This window comes from Sivoneniella epilithica UHCC 1019, from assembly GCF_040830845.1.
Taxonomy (GTDB): domain Bacteria; phylum Cyanobacteriota; class Cyanobacteriia; order Leptolyngbyales; family Leptolyngbyaceae; genus ULC077BIN1.
This window is the reverse complement of sequence record NZ_JBFPDP010000034.1, coordinates 19,010-44,630: the sequence shown is the minus strand read 5'-3', so window position 1 is coordinate 44,630 and position 25,621 is coordinate 19,010. Positions and strand designations below refer to the sequence as shown.

Sequence of the window (25,621 nt, the reverse complement as noted above, 5' to 3'; positions counted from 1 at the left end):
GTCAGTAAGGCAAGGGTTTGCCATTAATGGTGACAATGCCAGTAATGTTGACGTTTACGCCAGTCAGGGCTACCGTGCCGCCTGCGGTAATAGCGATCGCTCCACCTGCGGTAATAGCGATCGCGGCTCCTGCGACAATATTGGCGGCTCCGCCTGCGGTCAGATTAGTTACCCCACCTGATTGCATATTGATGGCTCCCGTTGCGGTTTCACTAATCGCGGAAGCATTCGTACTAACTGCGCCGATCGCCGTGGTGCTAATGAGTCCTTTGGCATCCACAGTTACATTGGCGATCGAGTTCAAACTAATCGTGCCCGTGGGATCGCTGAAAGTGAGCTTGTGCCCTGCCGCCGTTTCGATATCGATTGTTTTAATCGTGTCGTTAAAGGTGAGTTTGTGTCCACCAGCGGTTTTGATCGTGACTCCAGCTTGACTTCCAGCCTTGGCTTCTTCAATAAATTGCAGTTGATGTCCAGTGCGAGTTTTGATGGTTCGTAATCGCACCTTCCCCCCGCCTACCGAGTCTCCAACGCTCTCCGGTGGGCTATCCGAGCCATTCCACAAGCCGCCAATAATAAACGGACGATGGATATCGCCATGCTCAAACCCCACCAGCACTTCATCATCAATTTCGGGCAAACAATCAAAGCCGCGCCCTTTCCCTGCACCGATCGCCACCACCCTCGCCCAGTGGCTTTCATGATCTTCCGTCAAAGTGGGAAACTGCACCCGCACCCGCCCCAGCCCATCAGGATCTTCAATATTCGTCACTTTGCCAATCAACAAGGTTTGTCCAGGGTGCAATTGGGTGGGCGGCGAGAGTAGAGACAGCAAATCACCACCCCGCAAGCCGCGTACACTAAAAGCCGTTTTATAAACCCGCTCACTGAAGGTATGGTGGGTTTCAGTAATGTAGTATTTGCCGCTATATTTTCCCATGCCTTTCAGCGTCACCACCCGCCCCGGACGAATGGAGGGATGCCCTTGAGCTTGAGCATCCGCGTGAACAAACTCATCGCACATCTCGTTGAATAGTGCCTGAGCGATATTGTCGGCTTCTTTTTGGGTGGCGATCGGTTGATCCACCACAATCAGCTTGGGCGAATTGGGTTTGCCCTGAAAGGCAGAACTTGTGGTTTGACCTTTGCCATAGTTCGTTTCAGTCCAAATCTTTTCTTTGCTACGATTAGCCACGATCGCCCGCTTCTGTTTATAATCCCAACCCCGTACTTCCACCTCATTCACCTGTTCCGCGCTAGTGACCCGCACCTGAAAACTGGTCAAATCCTTTTGCCAGATCATTTCCAGGGAACCATCCTTTTTCGGTTGGCGAAAATGCAGTTCACCATTTTGCATAAAAAGCTCAAATCCATTCCGGGCTGCCCGTTCCCGCAAAAATTCTAGATTGGTTTGGTTTTCCTGAAAAACATAGTCGTGAATCATGCCGCTGTTGTCTAGGGTGTTTTTGCCTTCCTGGATGCCCACTTCCTGAATAATCTTCCGAACAATTTCTGTGTCGCTCATTTTTTGAAAAGAACGGTTATGACAGCCCCGATGTAGCCGATGGGAGCGATCGTAGCCGCGAATAATCATGGGCGCTTGGGAACCAGAAGTGAAATGAGTTTCGATCGCGGTAATCTCTCCCCACAAAATCCAGTCCGTTTTTTGATCTTGAAACTCAGGAGATTCAGTGGTGCTATTGGTAAACCCAATCCGAATCGACTTGCCAATCGACAATAGCTTTTCATGTTCCCAAGTTTGTTGATCGTCTCGCTCAGGAAACGCCTTCGACTGCTGCTCTTCCCGCCCTGGAAATGCCGGATTGTTGAAGACGATCGTAAACATGCTGGGTAGGTGCAAACTCTCCTCGATCGAGATTTGCAGGATATCGCCCATCAGTTTTTCCGAAGCAGGTTCACCCTCAATTTCTAAGTGCGGTTCAGCGGTATAGGTTGGTTGCGGTGGCATAGCATGATCTCAAAAGGTTATTGGAGAATAGTGGGTTCTTCACCGGGCAGCGTTCTGCCGCCGCTTTGTCGCTGAGATTGCCCCACGCTTGGTGGACTTTGAGATGGCTGTGATTGTGGATTGTCAACCTGTTCAAGCGTCAGATCAATAATTGCTCGGACGGGTGTGCCATCGGGCAAAAACATAGTCAGGCGGAAGTTGCAGCTTTTAATAAAACATCGCAGATAGGAATGATCACCCCAAGTAAATAGATAAATTGGCGGTCGTTTTGCTTTTGGTCTTTGAGATTGAGCAGTTCCCCTTGCTGAAGCAGTTCCAGCCTCTTTGATATAGGCAACTGCATCAGTAAAGGGCTTGAGCGGCTTTAAGACATTTCGCTCTTCCCCTTGTTTTTCATAGGTGTCGAGAATGATGTTGCTAATCGTGAGTTGATAAGGATTGGGATGTTTGAAGCTGGTTTGATTTTGTCCTCTTGTCGTTGTTGATCCGGGTGCTTGCTCAATGGCAACACTGCGGCTAAATTTTAGCTCCGTTGGATTAAACATGAACTGAATTGGATCTGCTTTTTCTCCAGTAGCGGGTCGAAGTTCTGCTTTTTTCAAGGTTCCTAAGCCTGTCATTGTTCATTTCCTCAATAGTTTCTAATTACAGTAAGCGCCCTGAACCGGACTTGCCGACCCGCTCTCGTTCTAGAGCTAGCCGTTGCCGAATCAGTTGATAAACCTCTTGGGCAAGGCGTTCAAGATGTTCGGGCGATCCTGAACTTGCAGACTGTGCGGGAGTCTGTGTAGAAGATTCACGATCGCTGTTCGTCTCTGTCGGGACGGGCGCGGCTGCCTCAACAGCAGGTGTAGGACTGGTTTGAATCATCTCATTGGGAGTTGCGCGATCGGAATGCATCAAGTCAGGATAGCTATCCTCGACAAACGCGGTTTCAGGCTCTAATGTGGAATGATTGGTTTCAGACGTGTTGAAGAGATCGGCGATAGTGCCCCATTCCGATGTCACGGGTGAGTTTGGAGTCAGTGTATCTGGAGTCGAGGCTGTTGGGATAGAAGCGATATCGTTGTGCGTGATGTAGTTGCTTGCTCCAATATCACGTTGTGGTCTGATGCTAGGAGCCTCAAAGGGCACATCGAACAACGACTCAAACGGTTTTGTTTGAATTTCTGGAATAACCGATGATTGAGGCGATGGAACAGACTGTGCTGCTGGCAGCGGGTCGGTATAGAGTGGCTGTGGAGTTGTGGCGATCGGCTCTAAAATCGATAACCGCTGAAGAACACTGGACAATTCTGGTAAAGAACTGGTTTGGTCTGCTTCTTGATCTACTTTGGTGAAGCTCTCATTTTCTGACTCTTGTTCTAATGAACGGGGAATTAGATTAGCTCCTTTATCAGATTGTTCGGTGTTGATCATGCCGCGATCGCCAGCCTCAGTCTCAACAACTTTCCTTTGAACGGGTTGAGCGATCTCAGAAAGGGGCTGAACGGATGGAGTTTGAGTCGATGAAGTTTGAGTTGTAATATCTGTTGGGATGACGGACGTTGAAAGATCGGCTGCGATTCCCGCAGGAAGTCCTGCGGAAAGCTTCGCTAACGTTTCACGAATCGGGGATGTTTCTATTTTTGGTTGAATCGTCGGCTCAATATCGGGTTGAGTCACAGACTGAATGGATCGTTGAATCATCGGCTCAGCATTCGGTTGAGTGACAGACTCAATTAGAGGATTGATTTCAGGGTGAACGAGTTGTCCTGAAGCCTCTAGAGTCATGGGCTGAGAAAGGCTTTCAGTCTCTAAGTCTTGTAGATTTTGCGGTAGAAGGCTAGTCTGATCTGTTTCAATAAATCTTTCATTTTCAGCCGTTGCTTCTGCTTCGGAAATGAGAGTTTCAGTCTCGGTAACTGTCCTTTGAACGGGTTGAGCGATATCAGAAATAGGCTGAATGGATGAAGTTTGAGTCGTGATTTCTTTTGGAATGACAGAAGCTGAAAGGTCGGCGGCGATTCCCGCAGGGAGTCCTGCGGAAAGCTTCGCTAACGTTTCACGAATCGCGGGTGCCTCTGTTTGTGGTTGAATCGTTGGCTCAATAGACAGTTGCGTCACAGAATCAGCTTGTCGTTGACTATTTAGCCCAGCATTCAGTTGAGTCACAGAATCAACTTGAGGATGAGTTTCAGGATGAGTTGATTGCCCTGAAGTCTCTAGAGCCATGGGTTGAGAAAAACTTTCAGTCTCTAAGTCCTGGAAATTCTGTGTTTCTTCAACCGATCCAAACGAGGGTTGCAAGCTTGGCTGAGACTCTATTGCTGGCTCTTCCGAGCTACTCAACACATTCGAGTCATCGGGACTGGTTCCTGTCTCTTGTGAGGGTTCTGATGGATGGGGAATACTGAAAGGGGCTAATGAATTGAATTGACTCTGAAGCTGGACAGGTGTTTGATTTTCTATAGAAGTAATTTCAGCGCGATCGCTCGTAGGCTCCGAACTAGATAGTTCAAGGCTGATTTCTCTTGGATCTTCTAGTTGCTCGTTGATTAAATCAGTCGTCTCAAAATCATCCGTTTTAGGCTGAATGATTTCAGTGATACTGATCGGACTATCTTCTGGCTGAGATGCGATCGCATCAACCGATCTACCCTCTTCCCGATCAGACAGTGCTGATGCTGAAATGGCAGGCTCGGCAGGCGATGTTGAACGCACGATCTCGGTGTCTGGTGTATTCAAGCTTGGTTGAGCGATCGCCCAATCGATTGAGGATGCGATCGCCTCTGGATTATCAACAGGCGGCGAAGCACTTTTGGGGTCTGAAGGCGAGGCAGGAGATCGGCTAGTGTCTACTTCGGTTGGCTGCGAGATGGGAGTTGGGGGAATCTCGTTGCGGTCTAAGGAAAAGTCTGGCGATCGCTCAAGGGGTGGCGCTTCTGGCTGTTGGATGGCTGTTTCAAGCAGGGGGTCGGAGTCTGAGGGGGCAGCCATTGGGAGCAAAGGTTCATTTGACTGTTCCGTCGGAGTTTCGGTAGAAGGGCTTGAAATGGATGAGGCGCGGGATTCTACCAAGTTGATGGGTTCGGTTTGAGCGGAGTATGCGATCGCGGTATCTGGCTCGTCGAGTAGCGATCGCGATATCACTGGTTCTGCGATCGTCAGATTTTCAGCGATTGGCGTTTCAACTACAAGAGCTTGATCGAATGTTGAATCTGCCGATGTTTCATCTAACGTTTCATCTGGGGATATAGATGTTGTAGCTATCGGCGTTTCTTGTGTAGATGTTTCTTGTGTAGATGTTTCATCCGCAAGAGGGGCAGCGATTGGCGTTTCAGCGATCTGTTCAACAGGAATGAGTCTATTGATCTCAGGCGACGCAGGATTGGGGAATTGAGGTTGGGGCTTCGTCTGAACTGCTGAGACTGTAGATTGAGATGGCGTGGATTGAGATAGCCTGGATTCAGGCGGCGTAGACTTTGGGGCATCGAAAAAGGGTGAGTCTTGAAAGGGCAATTCTTCACTGGGCACAGCGAGGTCGGGAACGGCTAAGAAGATGGAGGGATCAAGGACTCGCAACGACTGCGCCCCCAACGGGGTAAAAAACTTGGGTTGCAGCATTGCCTGACCCAGCGGCACAGACGGCAAAAGCGGTTGTTGAATGCCCAGCGGTGTCTCTACTGGAGGTTGTGGTGCGATCGCTGCATCATCGGTCATTGCTAAGAATCCCTAATCTGAAAAATAGCCTTGATCGCCCCGCGCCACGCGGCTTGATTTAGTGTCGCCGATCGCGCCGCCCCCTTTCACCCGTATTTTGTTTTCGCCTGAGCGATGCACAACGGTTAGTCCTTCGTAGGATAGAACCAATTCTTCTAGGGCGATCGCGTTGGAATCTGCCTTGAGCGATGGAGTTTTCCAGCCGACTGGCACCACGCCCACCAGCCGCCAAGCCTGAATCGTTTCTCCCGCTTGATTAAAGACCAAAATGTTGATGTTACGTCGCCGCAGGTCATCTGCCGTCAAGCTTTGGCTGATCCAATCCCAAAAAGCGGGATCATCGGTGATGCCGCGCTTCAAGGTTAAATCGCCAAACTTGGCATGTTTCAAGAAAATCCGCTGTTGTTCATTCACGCCGCCTTCTTGATAAACATCTTTTTCAATCTGTACATCCAAACCAGAGCATTCACTAAATGCCGCCGCTAACTGGTTGTCCATTTCGACGTAGAACCGATTGGTGGTGACGTAATTCAGTACATTGAGTTTAGGCATTATCTGCGCCTCCCATAGCCCCGACTCCGCTCCTGTTGTTGCCTCAAATCTTGATGCAATAATTCCACAACGCGATCGCTCAATCGCTTCACGGCTAGAGGATCTTGCAATAGCTGCTCCGCCAGTTGAGATAACAGTGCTAAATCTTCCGGGTGAGTCAACTCTAAAAACCGAGCCGGGGCAGCGTATCCCGCTGGACAAACGGCGATCGCAGGAATCGAGCGATTGCGGGCGGCTTCTGAACCGAGAGGAGTTAGGGGAGCAGAGTTAGTCATGGGGTTCGTTAGATGCACTACTACTTTCAAGGCTTGCCCCACCCTCGGCAGGGAGCGAATGGGCGCTGCGCGTTTGTTGTGCCCGACTCAATAAGTTTTGAATCCGGCTAGTTTTGCTGCTCCGAGGCTGGGCAATTCCGGTAGGGGAGCCGCTTTGCGGAATCGCGTTCTGTCGGGTCGCTTGCTCCTTTGCCACATCTGCTTTCACTTGAGCAGCAATTTGTTGATAGAGCGCCTGCATTTCTGGGGTTGCAGTTGCCAGCGGTTCTGGCTTTGTGCCTAAAGATAATAAATCTGCGGCGGTTTGCCCTTGGCGGGCGATGCGGGCACGTTGAACTAAGTTTTCCAGGTAATCTCCTCGGCGATCGCGGCTGGCTCCCTGTCCTTGAATCTGATCTTTGATCTGCTCATAAATTGCCTGGGTATAGCCACTGCGACTTGCCAAATCCAGCACTCGTACCGCCACGGCAGTGAGAATGGCAGCCGTCAACGTTGGGACAAACGGCAGCCACAATCCTTGAGCCAGAAACACGCCATAGCAAATGCCCCAGAGCGCGAACCCTGTGCCAACCAAGCCAAGCAGAAACAAGCCCAGCCGTCGGTTATAAAAGGCAATTAGCCCACTGCCAAACGACCAGACAAAGATCCACAGCACTTCCCCCAGGTTTGACCCACTGCGAATCAGGGGGCGGTTATCCAGTACAGCACTGAGGATTTGGCTGACTGCGTGGGCATGAACCACCACACCCGGCATCGTGCGAGAACCGCTCCGGGTTTCACTGAAGGGCGTGTTGAGTTCATCCTTTGAGACTTCGGAGGTGTAGCCAATTAGCACCACGCGATCGCGGATCAACTGCGGGTCAACTTTCTGGCGCAGTACATCTAGGATAGAAATTTCCCGAAAGATGCGATCGGCTCCTCGGTAATTCAACATCAATTGATAATCGGGTGCATCGGCGCGAACATAGCCCCCAAACTGAGGATCAATCCGTCGCAACACCGTTTGGCGAAACTGAATCTGATTCGTTGCCGTGGAGTCGGGCTTGATGTCAGCACCGTCGAGATACATTAACGCTAACTGGAAACTTAAGGAGGGAAGTTCATTATCGGCTCTAACATCGTTGCAGTCGTGATTTGTGCGGCTCCGTCTATTCGATTGGGCTGGGGTCGAAATCAGCTTGGTGCGGCGCACAATTTTGTCAATATCCTGGGGAAAATCAGCAAAGGCTGCCCCGCCGGGAGGAGTGCCGGGAGCCGGAGGCGACCCCGGATGATTGGCGGTGCTGAGCAGACAACCGGTGATGATCGTCTCGCTTTTCTGGATCACTTGGGTCAGGCGATCGCGTCCCGCAGGCAAACCGTGGGGCACATCCCGCGAAATATCTACCCCAATCGCGCGCGGTTGTTTGCTATCTAGCGTCTTCAATGCCTCTGCCAGAGTGCCATCGTGAATTGGATATTGCTGAAGTTGTTCAATATCGTCATCGCTAATTGTCACAATCACGATGCGATCGTCAGGTTTTTCTGCGGGGCGACGACGGATAAACTCGTCATAAGCCGCTAACTCGGCTCCCTCAAATCCACCCCAAAACCGAATGCCCACAAGCGGCACTGTCACTGCCAAACTGGTGAGCAAAACGGTTTTGAACAGCGATTTTAGGGAAGTTGCCATAGGTGAATGTGTCTTTTGCAAAAATTAGTGAGAAGTTGCCGCTTGAATTTCTTGAACCCAACGTCGGCGATCGCGGTGTTCCAAATTCAAAATGTCCTCCAAAGTCCAGTGAAAATGTAATGCGATGAAAGCTACCTCCTGGTGGAGCCGATCCAGAGGGTAGCTCACAACTCCCCCGACAACACCAACTCTGTTTGAAACGGATGGTTACACTGCGGACACTGAACCGATAACTGAGCGCTACCCGTTTGATTAATTCGGTTATACAGTTCACGCAAATAGGCTAAATCTTGAGTCAATAAATTTTCTAAATCATCCGGCGATACGCTTTCCAACGTGCCCAGTTGGATAATCACTTGAGACAGCAGCACCAACATTAAATACTCTGGATAAGCCTGAACATGTCGATGTTTGTGGGCAACCAGTTCATCTCGTGCTGTTGCCAATCGCATAATGCCCTGCCGATGGACTACGCCACTGCGATCGACTAAACCGCGCGGTAACGTAAAACTAAGCTGAGTTAAAAGAGAGTGTGAGATCGTCATTATCGTTGAACCTCATTACCACCAGGAGTGACTCGTACAAACGTTTCTACTGCCAACTCCACTTCTTCCACCTCAAAATCTGTCCCGGATGCTTTCAAATCAGTAATTTTGTAGCTGACGGGCCACGCGCCCCCAAAGCGAAACCGAGCCTGCTGGTTCGATGCTTGGTCATAAATCGTCAAATCACCATCGCGCCGCTGCGTCCCCCATTTCCCCTCCTCCACTGCCTTAAACCAATCCCACAGGGTGACCGAAATGCCTAATCCTCTCTTGAGAATAATATTTTCAGCCTTAGAGTTGCCGGGTAGTTTTGTTCGCAGAATCCGCCCAAATTTTGCCCCACCAATCCCCCATTTTTGATGAACCACTTCACAGGCAGTAATTACTTCTTGCGATCGCTTAAACCCCTGGCACTCCATGAAATATCCGTCAATTTTTTCCTGAGAACCTTCCAACGTGATTTCCAGGTAATAGCGTGAGTTGGTTAATAGCTCGTAGTTATCTGCGCTCAATGAAATTCACCTCCCCAAATTACTTCTTGCTATAAATTTTCTGGTGATAGGCTGGCATATATCTAAGGGCGTGGCATTTGGTAGTCTATCTCTGATTGAGTCGTCAAGCGATCGCCCCAATGCTGCGCTCCTACAGTTATCTGTAAGTCAACAAAAATTTTACAGGTGGAATTATTTGACGCGATGGCACGTTTCATATACAAACTCAACTTTCTCAGTGAACAACTCAGTCCCCCCCGGCTCCATTTTTGAAGTCTTGTAAGACTTGGGAAAAACGCCCGAAAAATTCCAGCGCGCCGCCGGGTTCCCTGCCTGATTAAAAACCGTAAGTGAGCCGCTTTTGCGTGCGCCGCCACCCGTTGATCCCTTGCCTGCCGTTGCTCCCCCGATCGAGTGAGAATCTCGATACCAGTTGTGCATCGAGTGATCTTCAACCGTTGCGACAAATTCAACCGTCACCACACCGCTCGTCACACCACTGACCGTTGCCTGCATAAAGCTGACTGCCTCTTTCCGCACCCCAAAAGACTTCATATCTCCCGCTGCTTCCAATTTGATTGATAAACCGCTGATTTTTTTGACAATCAGTTCAGTAATCCCTTCAAACTCTAGATAAAACTTAGAAGTCGCTAGAATTTCACCACCCTCAGCCATACATCAACCCCCTTCGCTTAAAGAAAAAACTAGATCCTCCACTGTAAGGGCGTAGCATTTGGTAGAAGATCTTTGGTCGTTAGCAAGAGGTTTTGCCCAAATGCTACGCCCCTACGCCCCTGCCCCTTATCCCAAAGGTCCACCACTTTGCGGCGAAACCCGGCGAATATCTTCGCAAACAATTTCAAACGTCTCAAAGGCAAGATCTGCTCCATCCGCAGAAAAATCTGACACCTTGTAGCTTTTAATCCAGGCTTTTTTAATATCCCACCGCAAAATGGGGTTATCGCCCGGATCATAAGCAGTGATGGAGCCATCTTTGCGATTTTGCGCCCACTGCCCTTTCCCAGCGGCTCCGGGAGTACTCCCCGCAGAGTAGCTGGTGGGCATCGTATTCAGCATCCAATTGTAGAAATCCATATCGCCCTCCCGCAGGTAAACCTCGATCGTAAAGTTCGGATTTTCTTCAAATCCTGCCGAGGTGCTTTGACGCAGGGTTTGCCCTTTCTTGGTTGAAGCAAGCGCTTTTTCGTAGCCCTTGACCTGTCCTTGAAAAGCAATCTCTTGAACGCTTTTAATCAGCTTGTCGGTCATGCCGTCAAACTCTACATAAAAGCGGCTAGTAGTGATGGGTTTAACGGAGGTGTCGGTCATAATTACGTCCTTATCCTGAAATCGATTTCAATTATTGATTGGGCGACCATTGGCTAATTCGGAAGATGACAAATTCTGCGGGACGAACTGGAGATACGCCAACTTCCACATAGAGGCGACCCAGCATCATGGTGTCGGGGGTATTCAGTTCACCATCGCACTTCACATAAAATGCCTCTGCCGGACTTGCCCCAAACAGTGCGCCATCTCGCCATAGCCGCGTTAAGAATCCTTCAACGGTGCGAGTCACCCGCGCCCACAGGTCTTCGTCGTTCGGTTCAAAGACGACCCACTGCGTTCCGAGTTCGATCGATTTCTCGATATAGCTGATCAGTCGACGAACACTGATGTAGCGCCATTGGATGTTGTCTGGCTCGACTAGGGTACGTGCGCCCCAGACTTTGTAGCCGCGATTGTAGTTGGCAAAGTTGCGGATACAGTTGATTCCTAAAGGATTGAGGAGTTCTTGTTCGCGCATGTTGGGTTCGTAGGCAAGCCCCAAGACGCCACGCGGGGTTTCGTTGGCAGGGGCTTTGTATACGCCGCGTGATTCATCGGTGCGGCACCAGATGCCCATCATGTGACCACAGGGCGGCACCATAATTGGGCGGTTGTTTTTGCGAGGATTGGCAACTTTGATCCACGGATAGTAGAGTGCGCCAAACATCGATCGCCGATTGAAACTGGTCAACCACTGGGCAACATCTTGAGGTTTTTGTTCTTCCGGTTTGACAGGTTGATTTCCTCGCCGCAGTTTGACAGGGGGCGGATCGATTACTGCCATGCGATAGGCGGGTCCAGGAAAGGAGTTTTCGCAGGAACTTAGCATTCCTTCAATCACAGCATGGATTTGATCGAGATCCAGCAGTTCAGATTGATACGCCCGCATCAAGTCGGGGCAGGCAATCATGGCAACTTCATCAATTTCAAACAAGCCTTGAATACCTTGGCGATCGTCCCGTACTCCATGAATGTCTCTTGATAAGCGCTCCAACGGGGCAATGTAGGGCGGCGGTGCGACTTCATAGCGACCGTTGGCAGGGCGGCGGGTGAGGGGATGACCTTGATCTCCTGAAATATCGGTTAGGGTCAAAAGCTGATTGTCTGCCAAGGCAGTGATCACATAGTCTCCCAGAGCAGGATCGATTTGAGGATTAATACTCAAGTGGGGAAATACTTGGGGTTCATCGTCGCCGCTTTGAACAATCAACTTGAAAAATTCCCCGGTATTAAAGGGCTGTTCTGCATCGGGATCATCCGTCTCTAGGGGCTTGGGTTCACTTTCGGCGATCGTTACGGTGACGCGATCGATGCTTCCAGGCAATACAGGGCGATCGCCCTCTTGGGCAGGCATTTGCAGATTCAAGCTCAGGGAGGGCTTTTTGGCAGAAGTCCGCAGGTGAGTGGCGGTTTCCTGGGGTTCGGGGGCGGGGGTTCCGGGCAATTTTGTGCCAATGCTCACGACCCAACAGCGACCGCCCCCATTTTGAAACCAGCCCTGAACGGCAAAAGGAAGATAGGCATCAAAGTCGGTGAAGCCATCGGAACCGGGTCTGCCAAAGTTCTCCAGGTATTGACCCCAGTTTGTGATCAGCAGGGGCTTAAATAGATCGGCATCGCCTCGCACATCCTCTGTGAAGCCAACGAAACCCGCCACACTCATACTGATGCCTTCGATCGGGCGACTCCCGCGATCGACCTCTTCAACATAGACCCCTGGAGCAAAGTAATCCAATGCCATAGTTAACTCTCCATAAAAGGATTAGGGTGTGTGATGGTTCAAGATGGCTACACGTTCAAGATGGCTACAAACTCAGCGAAGAATTGACTAGTTTGAGTCCATCCATACTTTAGAAAAGGGAAGCCATCTGCGGAACCCGACTTTAGTTAGGAATTGATCAAGCCGAACGGCTGTAAAAACTCAGACCTAGTTCAGTTGAAGCGCTAACAGCTTGAGTTGGAGGCAGTTTGCGAATGCTGACAATGATTAAGTTATGTCGCGATGATTCAATGAGTATCAAGTTGATGGAGGCGAAGAGTGGAATTTACTGAGTTTAAGTTAAGAAACCTAAAATTTCATAGGGTGCTGTAAAAATAGTGAGGATAAACTTGTTAATGCAAAAAGATGGAGCGATAAGCCTTTAAAGAATAGGGTGAAAATTAGATTTAACCGTTGCCTAGACTTAGCTTCGTCTTTCAGCAGAATTCTGTTTAAGGAGATTGCAAGTGCCTATTCAAACTTTGGAGTTTTTAAGTCCACTCTTTTTAGAAAATGACTTTGATACAAAGGCTCTTCAGTCTTCTTTAAAGCAGTTTATTGATCAATTTTTGGTGAGTGGCTGCGGACTTTTTCACTTCTGTTGTGAGCGATCGCAACTCTTCCACATTGATCATTGGGCTGAATCTGCAAGCGAGTCTATTTTGGCGGAGCTAAAGTTAACCACTGACTGGCAGCAGTCTACTCATTCAGCATTTGAAGTGTTGCCGATTGAGGGAGAGACGTTGCCCTATCCGGTTTATCGCTGTTTGCTGAGGGCGAACAAAAAGTCTGGCGATTATTTAGTCTGCTGGCACTCTACGCCCTTGTCTGACCATCAGAAATACGGGCTGAGCCTTTATGCAAAAAGCTTAGAATTGCCGCCAGTGCGATCGCCGGAGTTAACCCTTGCATCCGCAACTCCAAGCCTAGAAAAAGCGTTGCAATGTACTCGTCATCAACTGCGAACTCCCTTGGCGCTGATTCTTTTGTATGTCAATTTGTTAAAAACAACTTGTCTCGATCCGCGATCGCAAGAGTGGTTAGAACACTTGAGCAATACTGCTGAATCGATGAATATTAGTTTGGAACATTTGACAACCCTTCATGGCAAAACTGAGCAATCTTTTAGCTATTGCAACTTAGGTGATTTGATCGCGCAGTGCCATCAAGAGATGGAACCCTGGATTGCCGAAAAGCGACTAAAACTGGTTTGCAATTCTCCTCCTTTATGGCTGTGGGTCGATAAATGGAAAATCAAGCAAGTCTTTCAGAATCTATTAAGCAACGCGATCGCATTCAGTCCTGAAGCGGGACAAATCCGCTGGGAATGGCAGACTTGTCAAACAGAAGTGCTAATCAAAATCAGCGACCAAGGACCCGGTCTATCTCCAGAAGATTTACGCTTGATTGGCACGCCGTTTTATTCACGCCGCACTGGAGGGACTGGGTTAGGGCTATCGATCGCAAAGCAGGTGATTTCGGCTCATCAAGGCAGTTTATCGGCGGTCAACCTCCTCACCGGAGGCGCGCAGTTTTGCATTATGCTGCCTAAAAATATCTAACACTTCGGCTCTATCCCCCCATCCACTATGTATCCCCCCCTACTCACCCCCCCCTCTACTCAGCCAATTTCTACCCTCCTGGTCGATGATTGTTCTGCCTTTCGTCAAGGATTGAAGAACTTACTCGACTTTCATAGTGCAACGGGTCTAATGCAGTTTCAAATTGTCGGACAGGCGACGAGCTATCAACAGGCGATCGAGTTAGCAATTCAACAGTCTCCCACTTTGATTTTGCTAGATATGGAGTTGGCGCAGGGCAGCGGTATTGATGTTCTCCAACAGTTACGGATGACTCCATCACGGGAAACGATATCGCATCCTCAAGAGAGCCATGTTTTAGTGCTGTCTGGGCACGAGGAAGCAGAATGGGTATTTAAAGCAATGCAGGCAGGGGCGCAAGGGTATGTGTTGAAACATCATCTTTCAACGCAATTGCTAGACGCGATTCAAGTGGTACTCCAAAATCAGATTTATCTGGCTCCAGAGGTTGCCACCCAGTTCTTTCAACTGTTTCACTTTTCGGCAGGGCGATCGCTGCCCAAAAACCAGACGATCCATTTAACTGAGCGAGAGCGAGAAGTGTTGTATTGGTTAGTGCAAGGAGCATCCAATGAGGTAATTTCTCAACAACTTCGCATCACTATAGGCACTGTCAAAGCCTACTTAACCATCATTTTTGAGAAGTTAAAGGTGACTAGCCGCACTCAAGCCGCCTTGCAAGCCCTTAAGCTTGGACTCGTTGCCACTTAAAAGTTCGCTCATGTGTGACTTTCCTCGACTACTAGCCCTCACCCTAGCCCTCTCCCAATGGGAGAGGGAACCGGAAAAGTCTGAAAGCCCTTCTCCTTGGGGAGAAGGGTTGGGATGAGGGCAAATTAGTTGCACATCGCGTCAGTTTGTAAACCCCTTATCACTCTTGCTTATGAGCAACTATCTCGCGATCGCCATGATTACGGCAACCCTCCAGCGAACCCTTCAGGGCGTTGTGCAACGGGATATTGAAGGAGCAAGAGTGACGACCGTGCGTCCGTCTGATATTGGGAATGGCACCCCGGAAACGGGGGTAAATCTATTTTTATATCAAGTGATTACGAATCCTGCTCTGAACAACATCGATGCCACACCTTCGCGATCGCGAGGAAACCCAACCAAGCGACAGGCTGCCCTCGATTTGTACTATATGTTTAGCTTCTACGGCAATGAGGTCGAGCTAGAACCTCAACGTTTGCTGGGTAGTGTGGTGCGATCTCTGAACGATAAGCGAGTGGTTAGCCAAGAGATGATTCGAGAGTCTTGCCGCGATGCCACGCTAGCGTTCTTGGAAGAATCCGATCTGGCGGATCAAGTCCAGCAGATTAGCATCGTTCCACTCAATTTGAATTTAGAAGATCTCTCGAAAGCGTGGTCAGTCTTTTTTCAAACGCCCTACTTGCTGTCAGTTGGCTACAAAGTGCTGGTGGTGATGCTGGAAGGCGATGAAGCTCCCACCCGATCGCTGCCCATTCGAGATCGCCGCACCCATGGACTTTCGCCCTATTTCAGCCAGCCTCAAATTGAGCAAGTGATGGCTCAGGGCGGCGTGACTGAACCGATTGTCTCAGACAGTCTGCTGGTGCTGTCGGGGAAACAACTCAAGGGCGATTGGTCAACTCAAGTGCGTCTGTGCGGTGTGGAAGTGGCACCAACGGAAGTAAGCGACACCCAGATTTTGCTGTCCTTAGCTCAAGTTCCAACCACTGTTTTGAGAGCCGGAGTGCAGAGTTTGCAAGTCATTCATCCGCCTCAAGCAGGCAGCGATCGCGAGGCTCGACGGCGGGGCAAAGAATCGAATGCATTTCCCTTTGTGCTGCGTCCTCGGCTGTTAGATGTCGTGTTGATAGAAACCCTTGGAGAAGAGGAGGAACTGCGATCGGGACAACTGCAACTGCAACTCAATCTCCCCATCGGCGTGAAACAACGAGTTGTCATGGTGCTGAATGAATGGCGGCGCGATCGCCCCGCTGCCTATATCCCCGCTTCTTATCTTTTTGATGCACCAAGTCGCACTGAAGAGAGCAGCGTCATTACCATTTCTTTTCAGGATATCCGCTTCGGTGAATATCTCGTGCGGCTGATGGTCGATGGGGCAGAGAGCCAATTGCAAGTGGATGATCAGCCCGATAGTCCAACCTACGATTGGTACATTGCGCCCAAAGTGATCATTCGTTAATTTTCCGGTGTTGCTGAATCAAGATATGAATATCAAAATCCGCCCTCACCCTAGCCCTCTCCCAGCAGGAGAGGGAACAAGACTTCTAACTCCCTTCTCCTTGGGGAGAAGGGTTGGGGTTGAGGGCAAATCATACTTACATTCAGCAACCCAAACTTTCCTTTTAACTGGAGCAAGAGCATGGGTAGTGCAGGCATGGAGCGGGGTGATTCCCAGTGGGCAGACCTAAACTATCGATATTTGATGATCGCGATCGAGCAGGTGATAGCTTGTCTTAAATCGGAGCAAGTGCCTGACCCAGAACCGCTGAATCCGCCTGCCGCGATCGAGCAACTTTGTCACCTGTTTGAGCTATCTCAGTTTGAGCGGGCGATCGTACTTTTGGGAGCGGCAGTTGAATTGCATGGTGGTCTGGCGGCATTGCTCCCCGCGATCGCGGGTGGACCATCGGTGGCTCGTCCCACCTTTAGTTTGGCTACTCAATATTTGCCCCAAATGCACTGGAGTGCTTTTACCCCTGAGTCTCCGCTGCGACGCTGGCAGTTGATCGAACTCGGTAGCGCGTCCACATTAATCTATAGCCCTTTCCGAATTAACGAGCGGATTTTGCACTTTCTTATGGGCAATGCCCCCTTAGATACCCAACTTCTAGGCATGGTCACGCGGCTACCCACCGATCATCTACTCCGCTTGCCACCGTCGCAACAGCAACTTGTCACAGAAATTGTCACGCTCCTTCAACAAGCGTCTACTCCATCCATCGTGCAAATCTGCGGCTATGACAGCGCCACCAAACAGGCGATCGCCAGTGCGGTCTGTGCCCAACTCGGAATTGGGTTGCTCAGTTTGGCTGCCAACATCTTGCCCACCGATTTTACTCAACTGAGCCTGCTGCAAACCCTGTGGGAACGAGAGGCACTGTTGGGAAATAGCCTGCTGCTGCTGGATTGTGATGGTGTTGCGGACATGCATGAAGGCACCAGTGCTGCGTCATCGCCGCTGAATGCGATCGCGTATCTTTTAGAAAGTTGCCATGGATCGATGCTGGTGTTCAGTCGCGATCGGCGATCGGTACGCAAACGGGCAGTCTTCAGTTTTGAGGTGGCTTCACTCACTGCCCTTGAGCAACGACAACTCTGGCGGCAACAGTTGGCAGAAGAATTAGAGAAAGGGGCGATCGAGCCTGTGATTGAAAAGCTAGTCAGTCACTTTAACCTCTCTCCACTATCCATTCAAACTATCTGCGCTCAGAGCCGCTCTAATAGTAACCACTCTAATGGGACAGATAGCCTGCCAAAGCGCCTTTGGAGTGCTTGCCTGAGCCACTCCCGCCCACAGATAGAAGAATTGGCACAACCCATCCGCACTCAAGCCAGTTGGGAGGATTTAGTGTTGCCTGACAAAGAAGCGCAAACGCTGCGAACCGTCATTGCCCAAGTGCGCCAACGAGCAAAAGTTTATGAAGAGTGGGGATTTGCCAAAACAGGAGAGCGGGGCTTAGGCATTAGCGCTTTATTTTCTGGAGCGAGTGGAACCGGAAAAACCCTCGCGGCTGAAGTATTAGCCCATGAATTACAGCTAGATCTTTATCGGGTTGATCTCAGTTCGGTGGTGAGTAAATATATTGGCGAAACTGAGAAAAATCTGCGGCGAATTTTTGATGCGGCTGAAATTGGTGGGGCAATCCTGTTGTTTGATGAAGCCGATGCTCTATTTGGTAAACGGAGCGAGGTCAAGGATTCCCACGATCGCTACGCCAATATGGAAGTTGCCTATTTACTGCAACGCATGGAATCCTATCGCGGGTTAGCAATCCTCACGACTAACTTAAAAAACTCACTGGATCAAGCGTTTCTGCGTCGCTTGCGCTTTGTGGTTCAGTTTCCGTTTCCAGATGCGGCTCAACGGGCAGAAATTTGGCAGCGAGTGTTTCCAAAATCTGCACCCACAGCGGGGTTGTCTTTTCACAAGCTAGCAAAACTAACGATTCCGGGCGGCAACATTCGCAACATTGCCTTAAACGCTGCTTTTTTGGCGGCAGAGGCAAACCTGCCTGTACAAATGTCGCATATTCTTCAAGCGGCTCAAAGTGAGTATATTAAACTAGAGCGACCTCTGACAGAAGCTGAAACCAAAGCCTGGAGCTAAGCTCACAATCCTGCCTACACGGATTAGTAACGGGCAACTCCGCATACTCTGGCAGGGCTGGTTCATGGCATCATTCAGCAACGCCAAAATTTTTGGTCAAACTATTGTGTGGGTTTCGCCGATTTTAAGGAGAGCGATCGCCCGTTGAGTTTGCTACAGTAACACCATCCCGACCGCATTTTGCCAAGACTCATGGTACAAACCATCCAGGCTAGTAGCCTTAGTTTGTTTGAGGTAGAAGAAAAATTCAAACTCCAGCGGGTTTTCGATCCAGACCTTTTCTTAGAGTGGCAAGGAAATTTACCGTCTGTAACTGAGCCTGAGAAACAATGGCTGGATCAAGTCAAAGCCGACTTTCTGTCGTTAGAGAAGTATCCGCTCCATGAAGAAATTATTAAAATGGCGGTTCTTTCACCGCTGTTATTTTTTGCCAAATTTTTCCACTATCCGTTTTATCCACGGGCAGAAGTAGAAGTCAAAATTTCTGCTGAGGATGGGGGGAAAGTGATTCATGGCAGAGTGGATGTGTTGGTCGTTCGACAGCAGCTTTGGGTCACCGTGATTGAGTCAAAAAACAAAGACTTTAGCTTGCTCAAGGCAATGCCTCAAGCTCTGTTTTACATGATGAGTAGCCCAACCATCGACAAGCCAATTTTTGGATTTGTCACTAATGGAAGTGACTTTGCGTTCATTAAATTACTCAAAAACAACGTGCCTCAATACCTGTTATCAGACGAATTTTCGCTGAATCGTCAAGGTAATGAACTCTATACCGTGCTGAGTATTCTCAGGCGTTTGGGAGAATTGGTCACGGAATAGCGATCGCCCCTTTTGCCAGTGCGATCACGCTCTACAAATTGCTGGTCATCACCATGGGACCTTGAGGCGAGAGGGGTGTGGGCGATGCTTCAATTGTGACGACGAGATTGGTAACGCGATCGCTGGTTGCCGAAGTTAAAGGCACCTTGACAAAGACTCTGCCCTGGGGATTGGCGATGAAATTTCCCGCTGACACTTTTTGACCATTTGCCACCGCCCAAAGATTGTAGGTTTGTCCCGCTGGCAGGGTGGGCAGATCTTGCAGCACCACGATCGCGCCTGCTTCTCCCGGCGTAATCACCACATTTCCCGCCGCTTTCGACATCTGATCCATCCCTTTCAAGGTGACCAACTTGGTTTGAGGCGCTTGCAGCATGGCAATCAAGTCTTTTTGGGAGGCAATCTTGGCTTGAGTCGTGGCAAGCTGTTGCCGCAAATTCAGATTGTCGAACCCGATCGCTATGGCAAGAACGGCGGCAATGCTACCGCCCCATAGCAGCGCCCGCGATCGATTTCGGCGGCGCATTGACACGATTTGATCGGGTTGATGTTGAGCCGCAGTCAGAATGCGCGATCGCACGGATGCGGCAGGCTCCACTTCTGGTAAGGCATAGGGCATTGCCGCCAGCACATCTTGCAGGCTGTGCATTTCCTCGCCCAATTCAGGATGGAGAGCCAGCAGTTCTTTCAACTCCTCGGCTTCTTCAGGCGTAAGATTGCCCAAAACATAGCCTGCCATTAGCTCTTGCCAATAGTCGGGATAGGACGATTCAGGATCAATGGGTTCAGCCATAACGCGATTACTCAATCCAGGTCTGTAAGGTTTTTCTGAGGGTAAGCAATCCTTGGCGCGACCAGGATTTCACTGTTCCCAAGGGAATCTCTAACCGGGCGGCAATTTCTGACTGGCTCAGCCCTTCGTAATAAGCCAGTTCCAAAATTTGGCGATATTTTTCGGGCAGGTCAGCCAACGCCGAGCGCACATGCTCCGATCGCTGATGAATCGATGCAGCTTCAAACGGCGTAGTAGGCGGAGGTTGAGTCGTCATGGTATTGCCCCAGCGCTGAAGAAACTTAAGAGTGCTACTGCGTGAGCGGAGGCGATCGATTGCCCGAGATCGCGTTAATGTGGTCAAAAAACTGCTCAAAGACCCTCGATTTACGTCGTAAGTACTGCTGCGCCACAGTTTTAAGAAAATTTCTTGAGTCAAATCTTCGGCTTCCTGTGGATTCACCAGAATTCTTAGCGCCACTCTATACACCAAGCTAGCGTAGCGATCGTAAAGCGCCGCTAGAGCAGAGTGCTGTTTTGCTTGCATCGCCTGAAACAACTCCGCATCTGTAGGAAGTGGGGGCGAATGATCAGCCTCAAAGTCCATAGAGCCACATTTTTTGAACAGATCCTATATCAACCATAATCTTGCAGCAACCGAAAAACCGGGTTTCTCACGAAAATCGGAAACCGAGAAACCGGATTTCTCACGAAAATCAATGCGTGAAATTCTTGCCATTTGGTTTAGAAACCCGGTTTCTTCGTATTTAAAGTACGGCTGCCAAAAGGAATTGGATGTGAATGAATGTAAGTCTATTAAAAATATGATTCAGGTATTTTGCAATCCGCCGAAAAACTTTAATCCGATCGCATAGCCCATTCGTATGTCACTAGGAAAGACCAAAAACGGTGCTTTCCTCACCAATCCACCTACGTTTTAGAGGCTTACGAAAGATGATGAACTTGAAAGTTTTGGGTTTCGCAGCCAGTTTAGTGATTACTGCTGGTTTAGCTTCTTGTTCCGGTAATGCCAATCAGTCCACACCCAGTAACCCTTCTGCCTCCCCTGCCATGAGTACAACGGGTGACGCAATGAAAGGCGATGCGATGAAAGGGGATGCGATGAAAGAAGGCGATGCGATGAAAGGGGATGCAATGAAAAAAGAAGGCGACGCGATGAAAGGGGATGCGATGAAAGGGGATGCAATGAAAGGCGATGCGATGAAAAAAGAAGGCGATGCGATGAAAGGGGATGCAATGAAAAAAGAAGGCGACGCGATGAAAAAATAGCCCAGCCTAATGCAGACCTTTTTGCAGGTATTTCTATGAGTTCTCTTTTACAGCGTCGTCGAATGCTGACCTATCTTGGCTTAGGTCTTATGGGGGCTGCTGGAGTGACGCTAGCGGCTCGATTTAAGCAAGAAGCATCCATGTCTGAAGCTGAAGCATCGGTAGAAGAGGGCGATCGCACGATCAACTTTGCCGCCGCCAGCACCAATCGCCTACCAGAATTTCAGGGGATTTCCCAGTGGCTTAATTCCCCACCGCTGACCGTTGCTGACCTCAAAGGAAATGTGGCGTTGATCCAGTTCTGGACTTTTAGCTGCATTAACTGTCAGCGCACCCTACCCTCGGTGACTCGTTGGCATCAGCAATACGCTGGCAAAGGCTTAAAAGTCATTGGCATTCACACACCTGAATTTGCCTTTGAGCGCGATCCAAACAACGTTAAGCAGGCGTTGCAAAAAAATGGCATTACCTATCCCGTGCCGATGGACAACCAGTTCAAAACCTGGAGTGCCTACAAAAACGAGTATTGGCCCCATTTGTTTTTAGCCGATCGCCAAGGCATTATCCGCTATGACCACATTGGCGAAGGTGCCTACGACAAAACGGACAAAATGATTCGGCAACTGTTGAGTTAGTATGTCTACTTCCTCACTCTCGGTTGGGCTGGCGTTTGTAGCTGGAATCCTGACTGTATTATCTCCCTGCGTGTTGCCGATTCTGCCAATTTTGGTCGGGAGATCGCTCCAGTCTCATCGCTATGGGGCTGTGGCATTAGTTGCAGGTTTAGTCGGCGGGTTTGCCGTGGCAGGTAGCTTGTTGGCATTCACCAGTCAATGGGTTACCGGATTTGCGAGTGGCTTAAGAACTGGGGCGATCGCAGTGTTGTTGCTGATGGGGTTGCTATCGATGTTTCCAGCTTTAAGCTATCGTCTATTCCAACGGCTGCGGCTGCATAGGCTCAAGGAACCTATGCGCAAGGGGTTATGGAGTGAATTTTGGCTGGGCACTCAGTTAGGGCTATTGTGGACTCCCTGTGCAGGTCCCGTTTTAGGCAGCATTGTTGTGTTGGCAGCGGTGCAGCAGCAAGTTACCCAGGTGTTTGGGCTGCTGCTGGCGTATGGATTGGGGGCGAGTTTGCCACTGTTGGCGATCGCTTACTCTGGTCGATATGTGGGGCGATCAATCCTTAAATTGCGTCCCTACAGTGCGGCGCTTCAACGGATTGGAGGCGGGTTGGTCGCAGGCACCGCGATCGCCATTTTGCTGGGCTGGGATGTGCAAGTGCAGCTTTGGCTAGCACCTCTATTTCCCGCTGCACAGTTGTAGATTTTAGATGTTCAAGCACACGAATTACTCAAGGAGTTTGATGATGAAATTGCAAAACTTTTCACTGAGCTTAATTTCTTTAATTGCAGTTACTACAACGATTGGAATTGCACAGTATCAATCAGTCAATTCTCAAAATGCGCCTGCCATGAAACCAGCGGACAGCATGATGAAACCCGAAGGCAGCATGATGAAACCCGAAGGCAGCATGATGAAACCGCAAGGAATGATGGCGATGCGATCGGGTAAATTTGTCAAAGCGGAGCATCCGACTCAGGGATCTGTCATGCTGGTCAACGAAGGTGGCAAATCCTATTTAGCGTTCGACAAAACCTTTAAAACCGATGCTGGTCCAGATCTGTACGTAATCTTATATCGCACCAGTCAACCACCCATTGGTGGCATTAAAGCAAAAGATTATGTGTCGGTGGCAAAACTGCAAAAAGTTTCTGGCGCTCAACGGTATGCGCTGCCTCAGTCGGTAAAGCCAGGGAATTTCTCTAGTGTGGCGATTTGGTGCCGCAAGTTTAATGCAACATTCGGTTACGCTAGCCTGGGCAAGTAGAGATCACCCATGACCACATCGCAACCTGCCACCCCCAAAAAAGTACCTGTCCCCAAACAGGCAATCTTGGCGAAAGCCTTTCACTGGGTCAATATTATTAGCCTGTTGCTGATGATGAGTAGCGGCTTGCAAATTTACAACGCCAATCCAGTGTTTGGCGGACGAGCGGGGTGGCATTTTCCTAAAGGGTTGCTGCTGGGCGGCTGGTTGGCAGGGGGGCGAGATTGGCACTTCACTTTTATGTGGGTCTACTCGCTCAATCTGCTGGCGTATGGGCTATTTATTCTGATCACTCGTCGTTGGCAGCAGCGCTATGTGTCTGGCAGTGATGTGAAGGCGCTGCGAGTGTCGCAAAACGCCAAGCGTAAAACCTATGCGTGGCATCGGGTGGTCTATACGGCGATTATTCCGATCCTGCTGTTGGCGATCGCCAGCGGGTTGGCAATGTACAAACCTGCTCAACTTCATTGGTTAGCCAGTTTGTTTGGCAGTTGGCAAATGCTCCGCACCGTTCACTTTATCACCGTGCCGATTGTGCTGGGCTTCACTCTGATCCATTCTCTGCTGGCGTTTCGAGTTGGCAGTATGCGACTGATTCGCTCGATTTTTGTTCGTTAAGTCTTCCATTCTCTGGGGCTATTGCGATGTCGATTATTCAACCAGTACTAACCCGTCGGCGGCTGTTGCAGTTGTCTGGATTATCAGGCATGGGATTGCTGTTGGGCAGTTGCGCTTCCACCTCGATCGCCGAGCAGGTTGGAGCCACGATTGATCCGCTGAATCAACGAGTAGAAGAATTGCTACTCAACCCGCAAGCATTGGTGCCAGAGTTTCCCATCAGCGCGATCGAGCCAGAAGCTTTGTTGATCAATACGTTTGACAGTACACCGAACCTCGATCGCGCTGCTTTTCGCCTAGTTGTGGATGGCGATGTCGCGCAACCGTTGAGCTTGAGTTTGGCGGAAATCGAGTCCATGCCGCTGACTTCAATGGTGATTCGGCATGTATGCGTGGAAGGCTGGGCGGCGATCGTGCAGTGGGGCGGGGTGAGCTTGCGTGAATTGGTTCGTCGCGCTCAGCCTAAATCTACAGCGCGCTATGCCTACTTTGAATCGGCAGACGGCTACTATGAAAGCTGGGATCTGGCTTCCACGCTGCATCCCCAAACGATCTTGGCGTATCAAAAAAATGGTCAGCCGTTGCCCGTCGAAAACGGCGCACCGCTGAGACTGGCAGCCCCAATCAAACTGGGCTACAAACAATCTAAGTGGGTGACGCGGGTGACGCTCATGAGTCAGTTGCCATCAAAACTGGGCTATTGGGAAGATTTTGGCTACGAGTGGTTTGCAGGACTGTAGACCCGTGTTCTGTCAAGAATTTTTTGAGGGTTTAACTCTCAAAAAACAACCTCAATCATTCCCCACCCTTTAAATTAAAGCAGACAGACTGCTAGTAAGATTGTTGGGTGGTTGAATTGGAGCGATCGCCCTGTGCTGGCTGCATTACTGTATGGCAAAGAAGATCTGCGACTGGAGCAAGTTGCAGATCCAACTCCTGCTGCTGGAGAAGTCGTAATTCGCGTGAAAGCGGCGACCACCTGCGGCACCGATTTGAAAGTGTGGCGTAGGGGCGGACATGCCAAGATGCTGAAGCCGCCAACTCCGTTTGGGCATGAGGCAGCGGGAGAAATTGTAGCATTGGGTGCAGGCGTAAAAGACTGGCATTTAGGCGATCGCGAAGCGTTCCAAATTGGAACTCGCGTGGTTGCCAATAACTCTGCACCTTGCATGACCTGCTTTTTTTGCCAAAAACACGAATATTCTCTCTGTCAAAATTTGCTGTTTAACAACGGCACCTTTGCGGAATATCTCAAAATTCCCGCTGCGATCGTGCAGCATAACCTGTTACCCATCCCAGCAGATTTGCCGTACAATCTAGCTTCCATGACCGAGCCGCTCGCCTGTGTGCTGCATGGTGCCGCGAGATCCCATGTGAAACCCGGCGATCGCGTGGTGATTTTGGGGGATGGCGCGATCGGTCTCATGTTCGTCGCTGCCCTGTCATCCGGCAAAGGCGACTGGACTTCCACTCCGCACCCTGCACTCCCTCACCCCTTTACTGAAGTTTTCTTATTCGGCGGCAATGACTCCCGCTTGCAAATCGGAGAAAAGCTAGGCGCAGCAAAGACTTTCAACTATAAACAGGTCGAAGATGTCCCGGCTTTGGTGAAAGACCTGACCGATGGTTGGGGAGCCGATGTGGTGATTGAGGCAACGGGGGTTCCGTCTGTATGGGAGATGGCGATCGCCTGCGCCCGTCCCGGTGCCACCGTTAACCTGTTTGGCGGCTGTCCCCGCGATACTACAATCACGGTCAACACAGACCAATTGCACTACAGTGAACTCACCCTCAAAGGCGTTTTTCACAACACGCCTGAATATGTTCGCGCTGCCCTCCGCCTCTTAGCCAGTCAAGCCGTACCCTTTGAACTACTGCTGAGCGGCGAACAGCCCCTGAGTAATCTTGCCCAAGTCTTTGAAGAGATGCGCGATCGCAAGGTGATTAAAGTCGCGATCCTGCCGGACTAGAAGGTGCTGAGTGCTGACTTAGGATTATGTCTCATCCACCCATCCACT

26 protein-coding genes are annotated in these 25,621 nt (G+C 49.9%); 12 read left to right on the top strand and 14 right to left on the bottom strand.

The genetic code is table 11. The features are described from left to right. Position 1 precedes the first annotated feature (1 nt). The 12 genes from AB3R30_RS18525 to AB3R30_RS18470 form a co-directional block, all read right to left on the bottom strand. Entirely contained in the window at positions 2 to 1,969 is a 1,968-nt protein-coding gene (locus tag AB3R30_RS18525) for a VgrG-related protein (protein ID WP_458650692.1), read from the bottom strand. 17 nt (positions 1,970 to 1,986) lie between these two features. Continuing rightward, the gene (locus AB3R30_RS18520) at positions 1,987 to 2,589 is read right to left on the bottom strand and encodes a CIS tube protein (RefSeq protein WP_458650691.1); all 603 of its coding nucleotides are present in this window, start codon (positions 2,587 to 2,589) and stop codon (positions 1,987 to 1,989) included. Positions 2,590 to 2,614: 25 nt separating this feature from the next. Continuing rightward, entirely contained in the window at positions 2,615 to 5,671 is a 3,057-nt protein-coding gene (locus tag AB3R30_RS18515) for a hypothetical protein (protein ID WP_458650690.1), read from the bottom strand. Between the two features lie 12 nt (positions 5,672 to 5,683). Beyond that, positions 5,684 to 6,223, bottom strand: a complete 540-nt coding sequence (locus tag AB3R30_RS18510; protein ID WP_458650689.1) for a phage tail protein — start codon at positions 6,221 to 6,223, stop codon at positions 5,684 to 5,686. Beyond that, positions 6,223 to 6,498 carry a hypothetical protein gene (locus AB3R30_RS18505; RefSeq protein WP_458650688.1) on the bottom strand — a complete coding sequence of 92 codons (276 nt, stop codon included), beginning with the start codon at positions 6,496 to 6,498 and terminating at the stop codon, positions 6,223 to 6,225. The genes AB3R30_RS18510 and AB3R30_RS18505 overlap by 1 nt, the downstream gene beginning before the upstream one ends. Then, positions 6,491 to 8,170 carry a CHASE2 domain-containing protein gene (locus AB3R30_RS18500; RefSeq protein WP_458650687.1) on the bottom strand — a complete coding sequence of 560 codons (1,680 nt, stop codon included), beginning with the start codon at positions 8,168 to 8,170 and terminating at the stop codon, positions 6,491 to 6,493. The genes AB3R30_RS18505 and AB3R30_RS18500 overlap by 8 nt, the downstream gene beginning before the upstream one ends. Before the next feature lie 24 nt (positions 8,171 to 8,194). After that, positions 8,195 to 8,338 (bottom strand): DUF6760 family protein, encoded by a 144-nt coding sequence (locus AB3R30_RS18495; RefSeq protein WP_458650686.1) that lies wholly within the window; start codon positions 8,336 to 8,338, stop codon positions 8,195 to 8,197. Continuing rightward, positions 8,335 to 8,715, bottom strand: coding sequence for a phage tail assembly protein (locus AB3R30_RS18490; protein WP_458650685.1), 381 nt, complete (start codon positions 8,713 to 8,715; stop codon positions 8,335 to 8,337). The genes AB3R30_RS18495 and AB3R30_RS18490 overlap by 4 nt, the downstream gene beginning before the upstream one ends. Continuing rightward, positions 8,715 to 9,227: a phage tail protein gene (locus AB3R30_RS18485; RefSeq protein WP_458650684.1), complete on the bottom strand. Its 513-nt coding sequence runs from the start codon at positions 9,225 to 9,227 to the stop codon at positions 8,715 to 8,717. Before AB3R30_RS18485 ends, AB3R30_RS18490 begins: the two co-directional genes overlap by 1 nt. 171 nt (positions 9,228 to 9,398) lie before the next feature. After that, positions 9,399 to 9,881, bottom strand: a complete 483-nt coding sequence (locus AB3R30_RS18480) for a phage tail protein (RefSeq protein WP_458650683.1) — start codon at positions 9,879 to 9,881, stop codon at positions 9,399 to 9,401. A gap of 126 nt (positions 9,882 to 10,007) precedes the next feature. Further along, the gene (locus AB3R30_RS18475; RefSeq protein WP_458650682.1) at positions 10,008 to 10,535 is read right to left on the bottom strand and encodes a phage tail protein; all 528 of its coding nucleotides are present in this window, start codon (positions 10,533 to 10,535) and stop codon (positions 10,008 to 10,010) included. 31 nt (positions 10,536 to 10,566) lie between these two features. After that, positions 10,567 to 12,276 (bottom strand): phage tail sheath family protein, encoded by a 1,710-nt coding sequence (locus AB3R30_RS18470; protein ID WP_458650681.1) that lies wholly within the window; start codon positions 12,274 to 12,276, stop codon positions 10,567 to 10,569. A 485-nt stretch (positions 12,277 to 12,761) separates the two neighbouring features. Between AB3R30_RS18470 and AB3R30_RS18465 the strand changes: the two genes are divergently transcribed. From AB3R30_RS18465 to AB3R30_RS18445, 5 genes are all read left to right on the top strand, one after another. Further along, positions 12,762 to 13,856, top strand: coding sequence for a sensor histidine kinase (locus tag AB3R30_RS18465; protein WP_458650680.1), 1,095 nt, complete (start codon positions 12,762 to 12,764; stop codon positions 13,854 to 13,856). Positions 13,857 to 13,883: 27 nt separating this feature from the next. Next, positions 13,884 to 14,606 (top strand): LuxR C-terminal-related transcriptional regulator, encoded by a 723-nt coding sequence (locus AB3R30_RS18460; RefSeq protein WP_458650679.1) that lies wholly within the window; start codon positions 13,884 to 13,886, stop codon positions 14,604 to 14,606. Positions 14,607 to 14,778: 172 nt separating this feature from the next. Further along, positions 14,779 to 16,065, top strand: a complete 1,287-nt coding sequence (locus AB3R30_RS18455; RefSeq protein WP_458650678.1) for a DUF4255 domain-containing protein — start codon at positions 14,779 to 14,781, stop codon at positions 16,063 to 16,065. 180 nt (positions 16,066 to 16,245) lie between these two features. Continuing rightward, positions 16,246 to 18,213, top strand: coding sequence for an ATP-binding protein (locus AB3R30_RS18450; protein WP_458650677.1), 1,968 nt, complete (start codon positions 16,246 to 16,248; stop codon positions 18,211 to 18,213). Positions 18,214 to 18,405: 192 nt separating this feature from the next. Beyond that, positions 18,406 to 19,032 carry a nuclear transport factor 2 family protein gene (locus AB3R30_RS18445; protein WP_458650676.1) on the top strand — a complete coding sequence of 209 codons (627 nt, stop codon included), beginning with the start codon at positions 18,406 to 18,408 and terminating at the stop codon, positions 19,030 to 19,032. 31 nt (positions 19,033 to 19,063) lie between these two features. On the opposite strand, the gene AB3R30_RS18440 is transcribed toward AB3R30_RS18445, so the two are convergent. Next, positions 19,064 to 19,825 carry an anti-sigma factor gene (locus tag AB3R30_RS18440; protein WP_458650675.1) on the bottom strand — a complete coding sequence of 254 codons (762 nt, stop codon included), beginning with the start codon at positions 19,823 to 19,825 and terminating at the stop codon, positions 19,064 to 19,066. Between the two features lie 7 nt (positions 19,826 to 19,832). After that, positions 19,833 to 20,411: a sigma-70 family RNA polymerase sigma factor gene (locus AB3R30_RS18435; RefSeq protein WP_458650674.1), complete on the bottom strand. Its 579-nt coding sequence runs from the start codon at positions 20,409 to 20,411 to the stop codon at positions 19,833 to 19,835. Between the two features lie 347 nt (positions 20,412 to 20,758). Here AB3R30_RS18435 and AB3R30_RS18430 point away from each other — a divergent pair, with 347 nt between their 5' ends. The 7 genes from AB3R30_RS18430 to AB3R30_RS18400 all read left to right on the top strand — a co-directional run bounded on the left by AB3R30_RS18430 (position 20,759) and on the right by AB3R30_RS18400 (position 25,573). After that, on the top strand, positions 20,759 to 21,094 hold the full coding sequence (locus AB3R30_RS18430) for a hypothetical protein (protein ID WP_458650673.1): 336 nt from the start codon (positions 20,759 to 20,761) through the stop codon (positions 21,092 to 21,094). A gap of 35 nt (positions 21,095 to 21,129) precedes the next feature. After that, positions 21,130 to 21,729, top strand: coding sequence for a thioredoxin family protein (locus AB3R30_RS18425; protein ID WP_458650672.1), 600 nt, complete (start codon positions 21,130 to 21,132; stop codon positions 21,727 to 21,729). Position 21,730: 1 nt separating this feature from the next. Further along, positions 21,731 to 22,420 carry a cytochrome c biogenesis CcdA family protein gene (locus tag AB3R30_RS18420; protein ID WP_458650671.1) on the top strand — a complete coding sequence of 230 codons (690 nt, stop codon included), beginning with the start codon at positions 21,731 to 21,733 and terminating at the stop codon, positions 22,418 to 22,420. 40 nt (positions 22,421 to 22,460) lie between these two features. Continuing rightward, positions 22,461 to 22,985 carry a DM13 domain-containing protein gene (locus AB3R30_RS18415; RefSeq protein ID WP_458650670.1) on the top strand — a complete coding sequence of 175 codons (525 nt, stop codon included), beginning with the start codon at positions 22,461 to 22,463 and terminating at the stop codon, positions 22,983 to 22,985. Between the two features lie 9 nt (positions 22,986 to 22,994). Then, positions 22,995 to 23,603 (top strand): cytochrome b/b6 domain-containing protein, encoded by a 609-nt coding sequence (locus AB3R30_RS18410; RefSeq protein ID WP_458650669.1) that lies wholly within the window; start codon positions 22,995 to 22,997, stop codon positions 23,601 to 23,603. 26 nt (positions 23,604 to 23,629) lie between these two features. After that, positions 23,630 to 24,343 (top strand): molybdopterin-dependent oxidoreductase, encoded by a 714-nt coding sequence (locus AB3R30_RS18405; protein ID WP_458650668.1) that lies wholly within the window; start codon positions 23,630 to 23,632, stop codon positions 24,341 to 24,343. Positions 24,344 to 24,475: 132 nt separating this feature from the next. Beyond that, positions 24,476 to 25,573 (top strand): zinc-dependent alcohol dehydrogenase, encoded by a 1,098-nt coding sequence (locus AB3R30_RS18400; RefSeq protein ID WP_458650667.1) that lies wholly within the window; start codon positions 24,476 to 24,478, stop codon positions 25,571 to 25,573. Positions 25,574 to 25,621: the final 48 nt, after the last annotated feature.

Excerpts from the sequence above, each read along its gene's own strand:
- AB3R30_RS18525 (WP_458650692.1), bottom strand. The coding sequence starts at position 1,969 with ATGCCACCGCAACCAACCTATACCGCTGAACCGCACTTAGAAATTGAG.
- AB3R30_RS18520 (WP_458650691.1), bottom strand. The coding sequence starts at position 2,589 with ATGACAGGCTTAGGAACCTTGAAAAAAGCAGAACTTCGACCCGCTACT.
- AB3R30_RS18515 (WP_458650690.1), bottom strand. The coding sequence starts at position 5,671 with ATGACCGATGATGCAGCGATCGCACCACAACCTCCAGTAGAGACACCG.
- AB3R30_RS18510 (WP_458650689.1), bottom strand. The coding sequence starts at position 6,223 with ATGCCTAAACTCAATGTACTGAATTACGTCACCACCAATCGGTTCTAC.
- AB3R30_RS18505 (WP_458650688.1), bottom strand. The coding sequence starts at position 6,498 with ATGACTAACTCTGCTCCCCTAACTCCTCTCGGTTCAGAAGCCGCCCGC.
- AB3R30_RS18500 (WP_458650687.1), bottom strand. The coding sequence starts at position 8,170 with ATGGCAACTTCCCTAAAATCGCTGTTCAAAACCGTTTTGCTCACCAGT.
- AB3R30_RS18490 (WP_458650685.1), bottom strand. The coding sequence starts at position 8,715 with ATGACGATCTCACACTCTCTTTTAACTCAGCTTAGTTTTACGTTACCG.
- AB3R30_RS18480 (WP_458650683.1), bottom strand. The coding sequence starts at position 9,881 with ATGGCTGAGGGTGGTGAAATTCTAGCGACTTCTAAGTTTTATCTAGAG.
- AB3R30_RS18475 (WP_458650682.1), bottom strand. The coding sequence starts at position 10,535 with ATGACCGACACCTCCGTTAAACCCATCACTACTAGCCGCTTTTATGTA.
- AB3R30_RS18470 (WP_458650681.1), bottom strand. The coding sequence starts at position 12,276 with ATGGCATTGGATTACTTTGCTCCAGGGGTCTATGTTGAAGAGGTCGAT.
- AB3R30_RS18460 (WP_458650679.1), top strand. The coding sequence starts at position 13,884 with ATGTATCCCCCCCTACTCACCCCCCCCTCTACTCAGCCAATTTCTACC.
- AB3R30_RS18455 (WP_458650678.1), top strand. The coding sequence starts at position 14,779 with ATGAGCAACTATCTCGCGATCGCCATGATTACGGCAACCCTCCAGCGA.
- AB3R30_RS18450 (WP_458650677.1), top strand. The coding sequence starts at position 16,246 with ATGGGTAGTGCAGGCATGGAGCGGGGTGATTCCCAGTGGGCAGACCTA.
- AB3R30_RS18445 (WP_458650676.1), top strand. The coding sequence starts at position 18,406 with ATGGTACAAACCATCCAGGCTAGTAGCCTTAGTTTGTTTGAGGTAGAA.
- AB3R30_RS18440 (WP_458650675.1), bottom strand. The coding sequence starts at position 19,825 with ATGGCTGAACCCATTGATCCTGAATCGTCCTATCCCGACTATTGGCAA.
- AB3R30_RS18435 (WP_458650674.1), bottom strand. The coding sequence starts at position 20,411 with ATGGACTTTGAGGCTGATCATTCGCCCCCACTTCCTACAGATGCGGAG.
- AB3R30_RS18430 (WP_458650673.1), top strand. The coding sequence starts at position 20,759 with ATGATGAACTTGAAAGTTTTGGGTTTCGCAGCCAGTTTAGTGATTACT.
- AB3R30_RS18425 (WP_458650672.1), top strand. The coding sequence starts at position 21,130 with ATGAGTTCTCTTTTACAGCGTCGTCGAATGCTGACCTATCTTGGCTTA.
- AB3R30_RS18420 (WP_458650671.1), top strand. The coding sequence starts at position 21,731 with ATGTCTACTTCCTCACTCTCGGTTGGGCTGGCGTTTGTAGCTGGAATC.
- AB3R30_RS18415 (WP_458650670.1), top strand. The coding sequence starts at position 22,461 with ATGATGAAATTGCAAAACTTTTCACTGAGCTTAATTTCTTTAATTGCA.
- AB3R30_RS18410 (WP_458650669.1), top strand. The coding sequence starts at position 22,995 with ATGACCACATCGCAACCTGCCACCCCCAAAAAAGTACCTGTCCCCAAA.
- AB3R30_RS18405 (WP_458650668.1), top strand. The coding sequence starts at position 23,630 with ATGTCGATTATTCAACCAGTACTAACCCGTCGGCGGCTGTTGCAGTTG.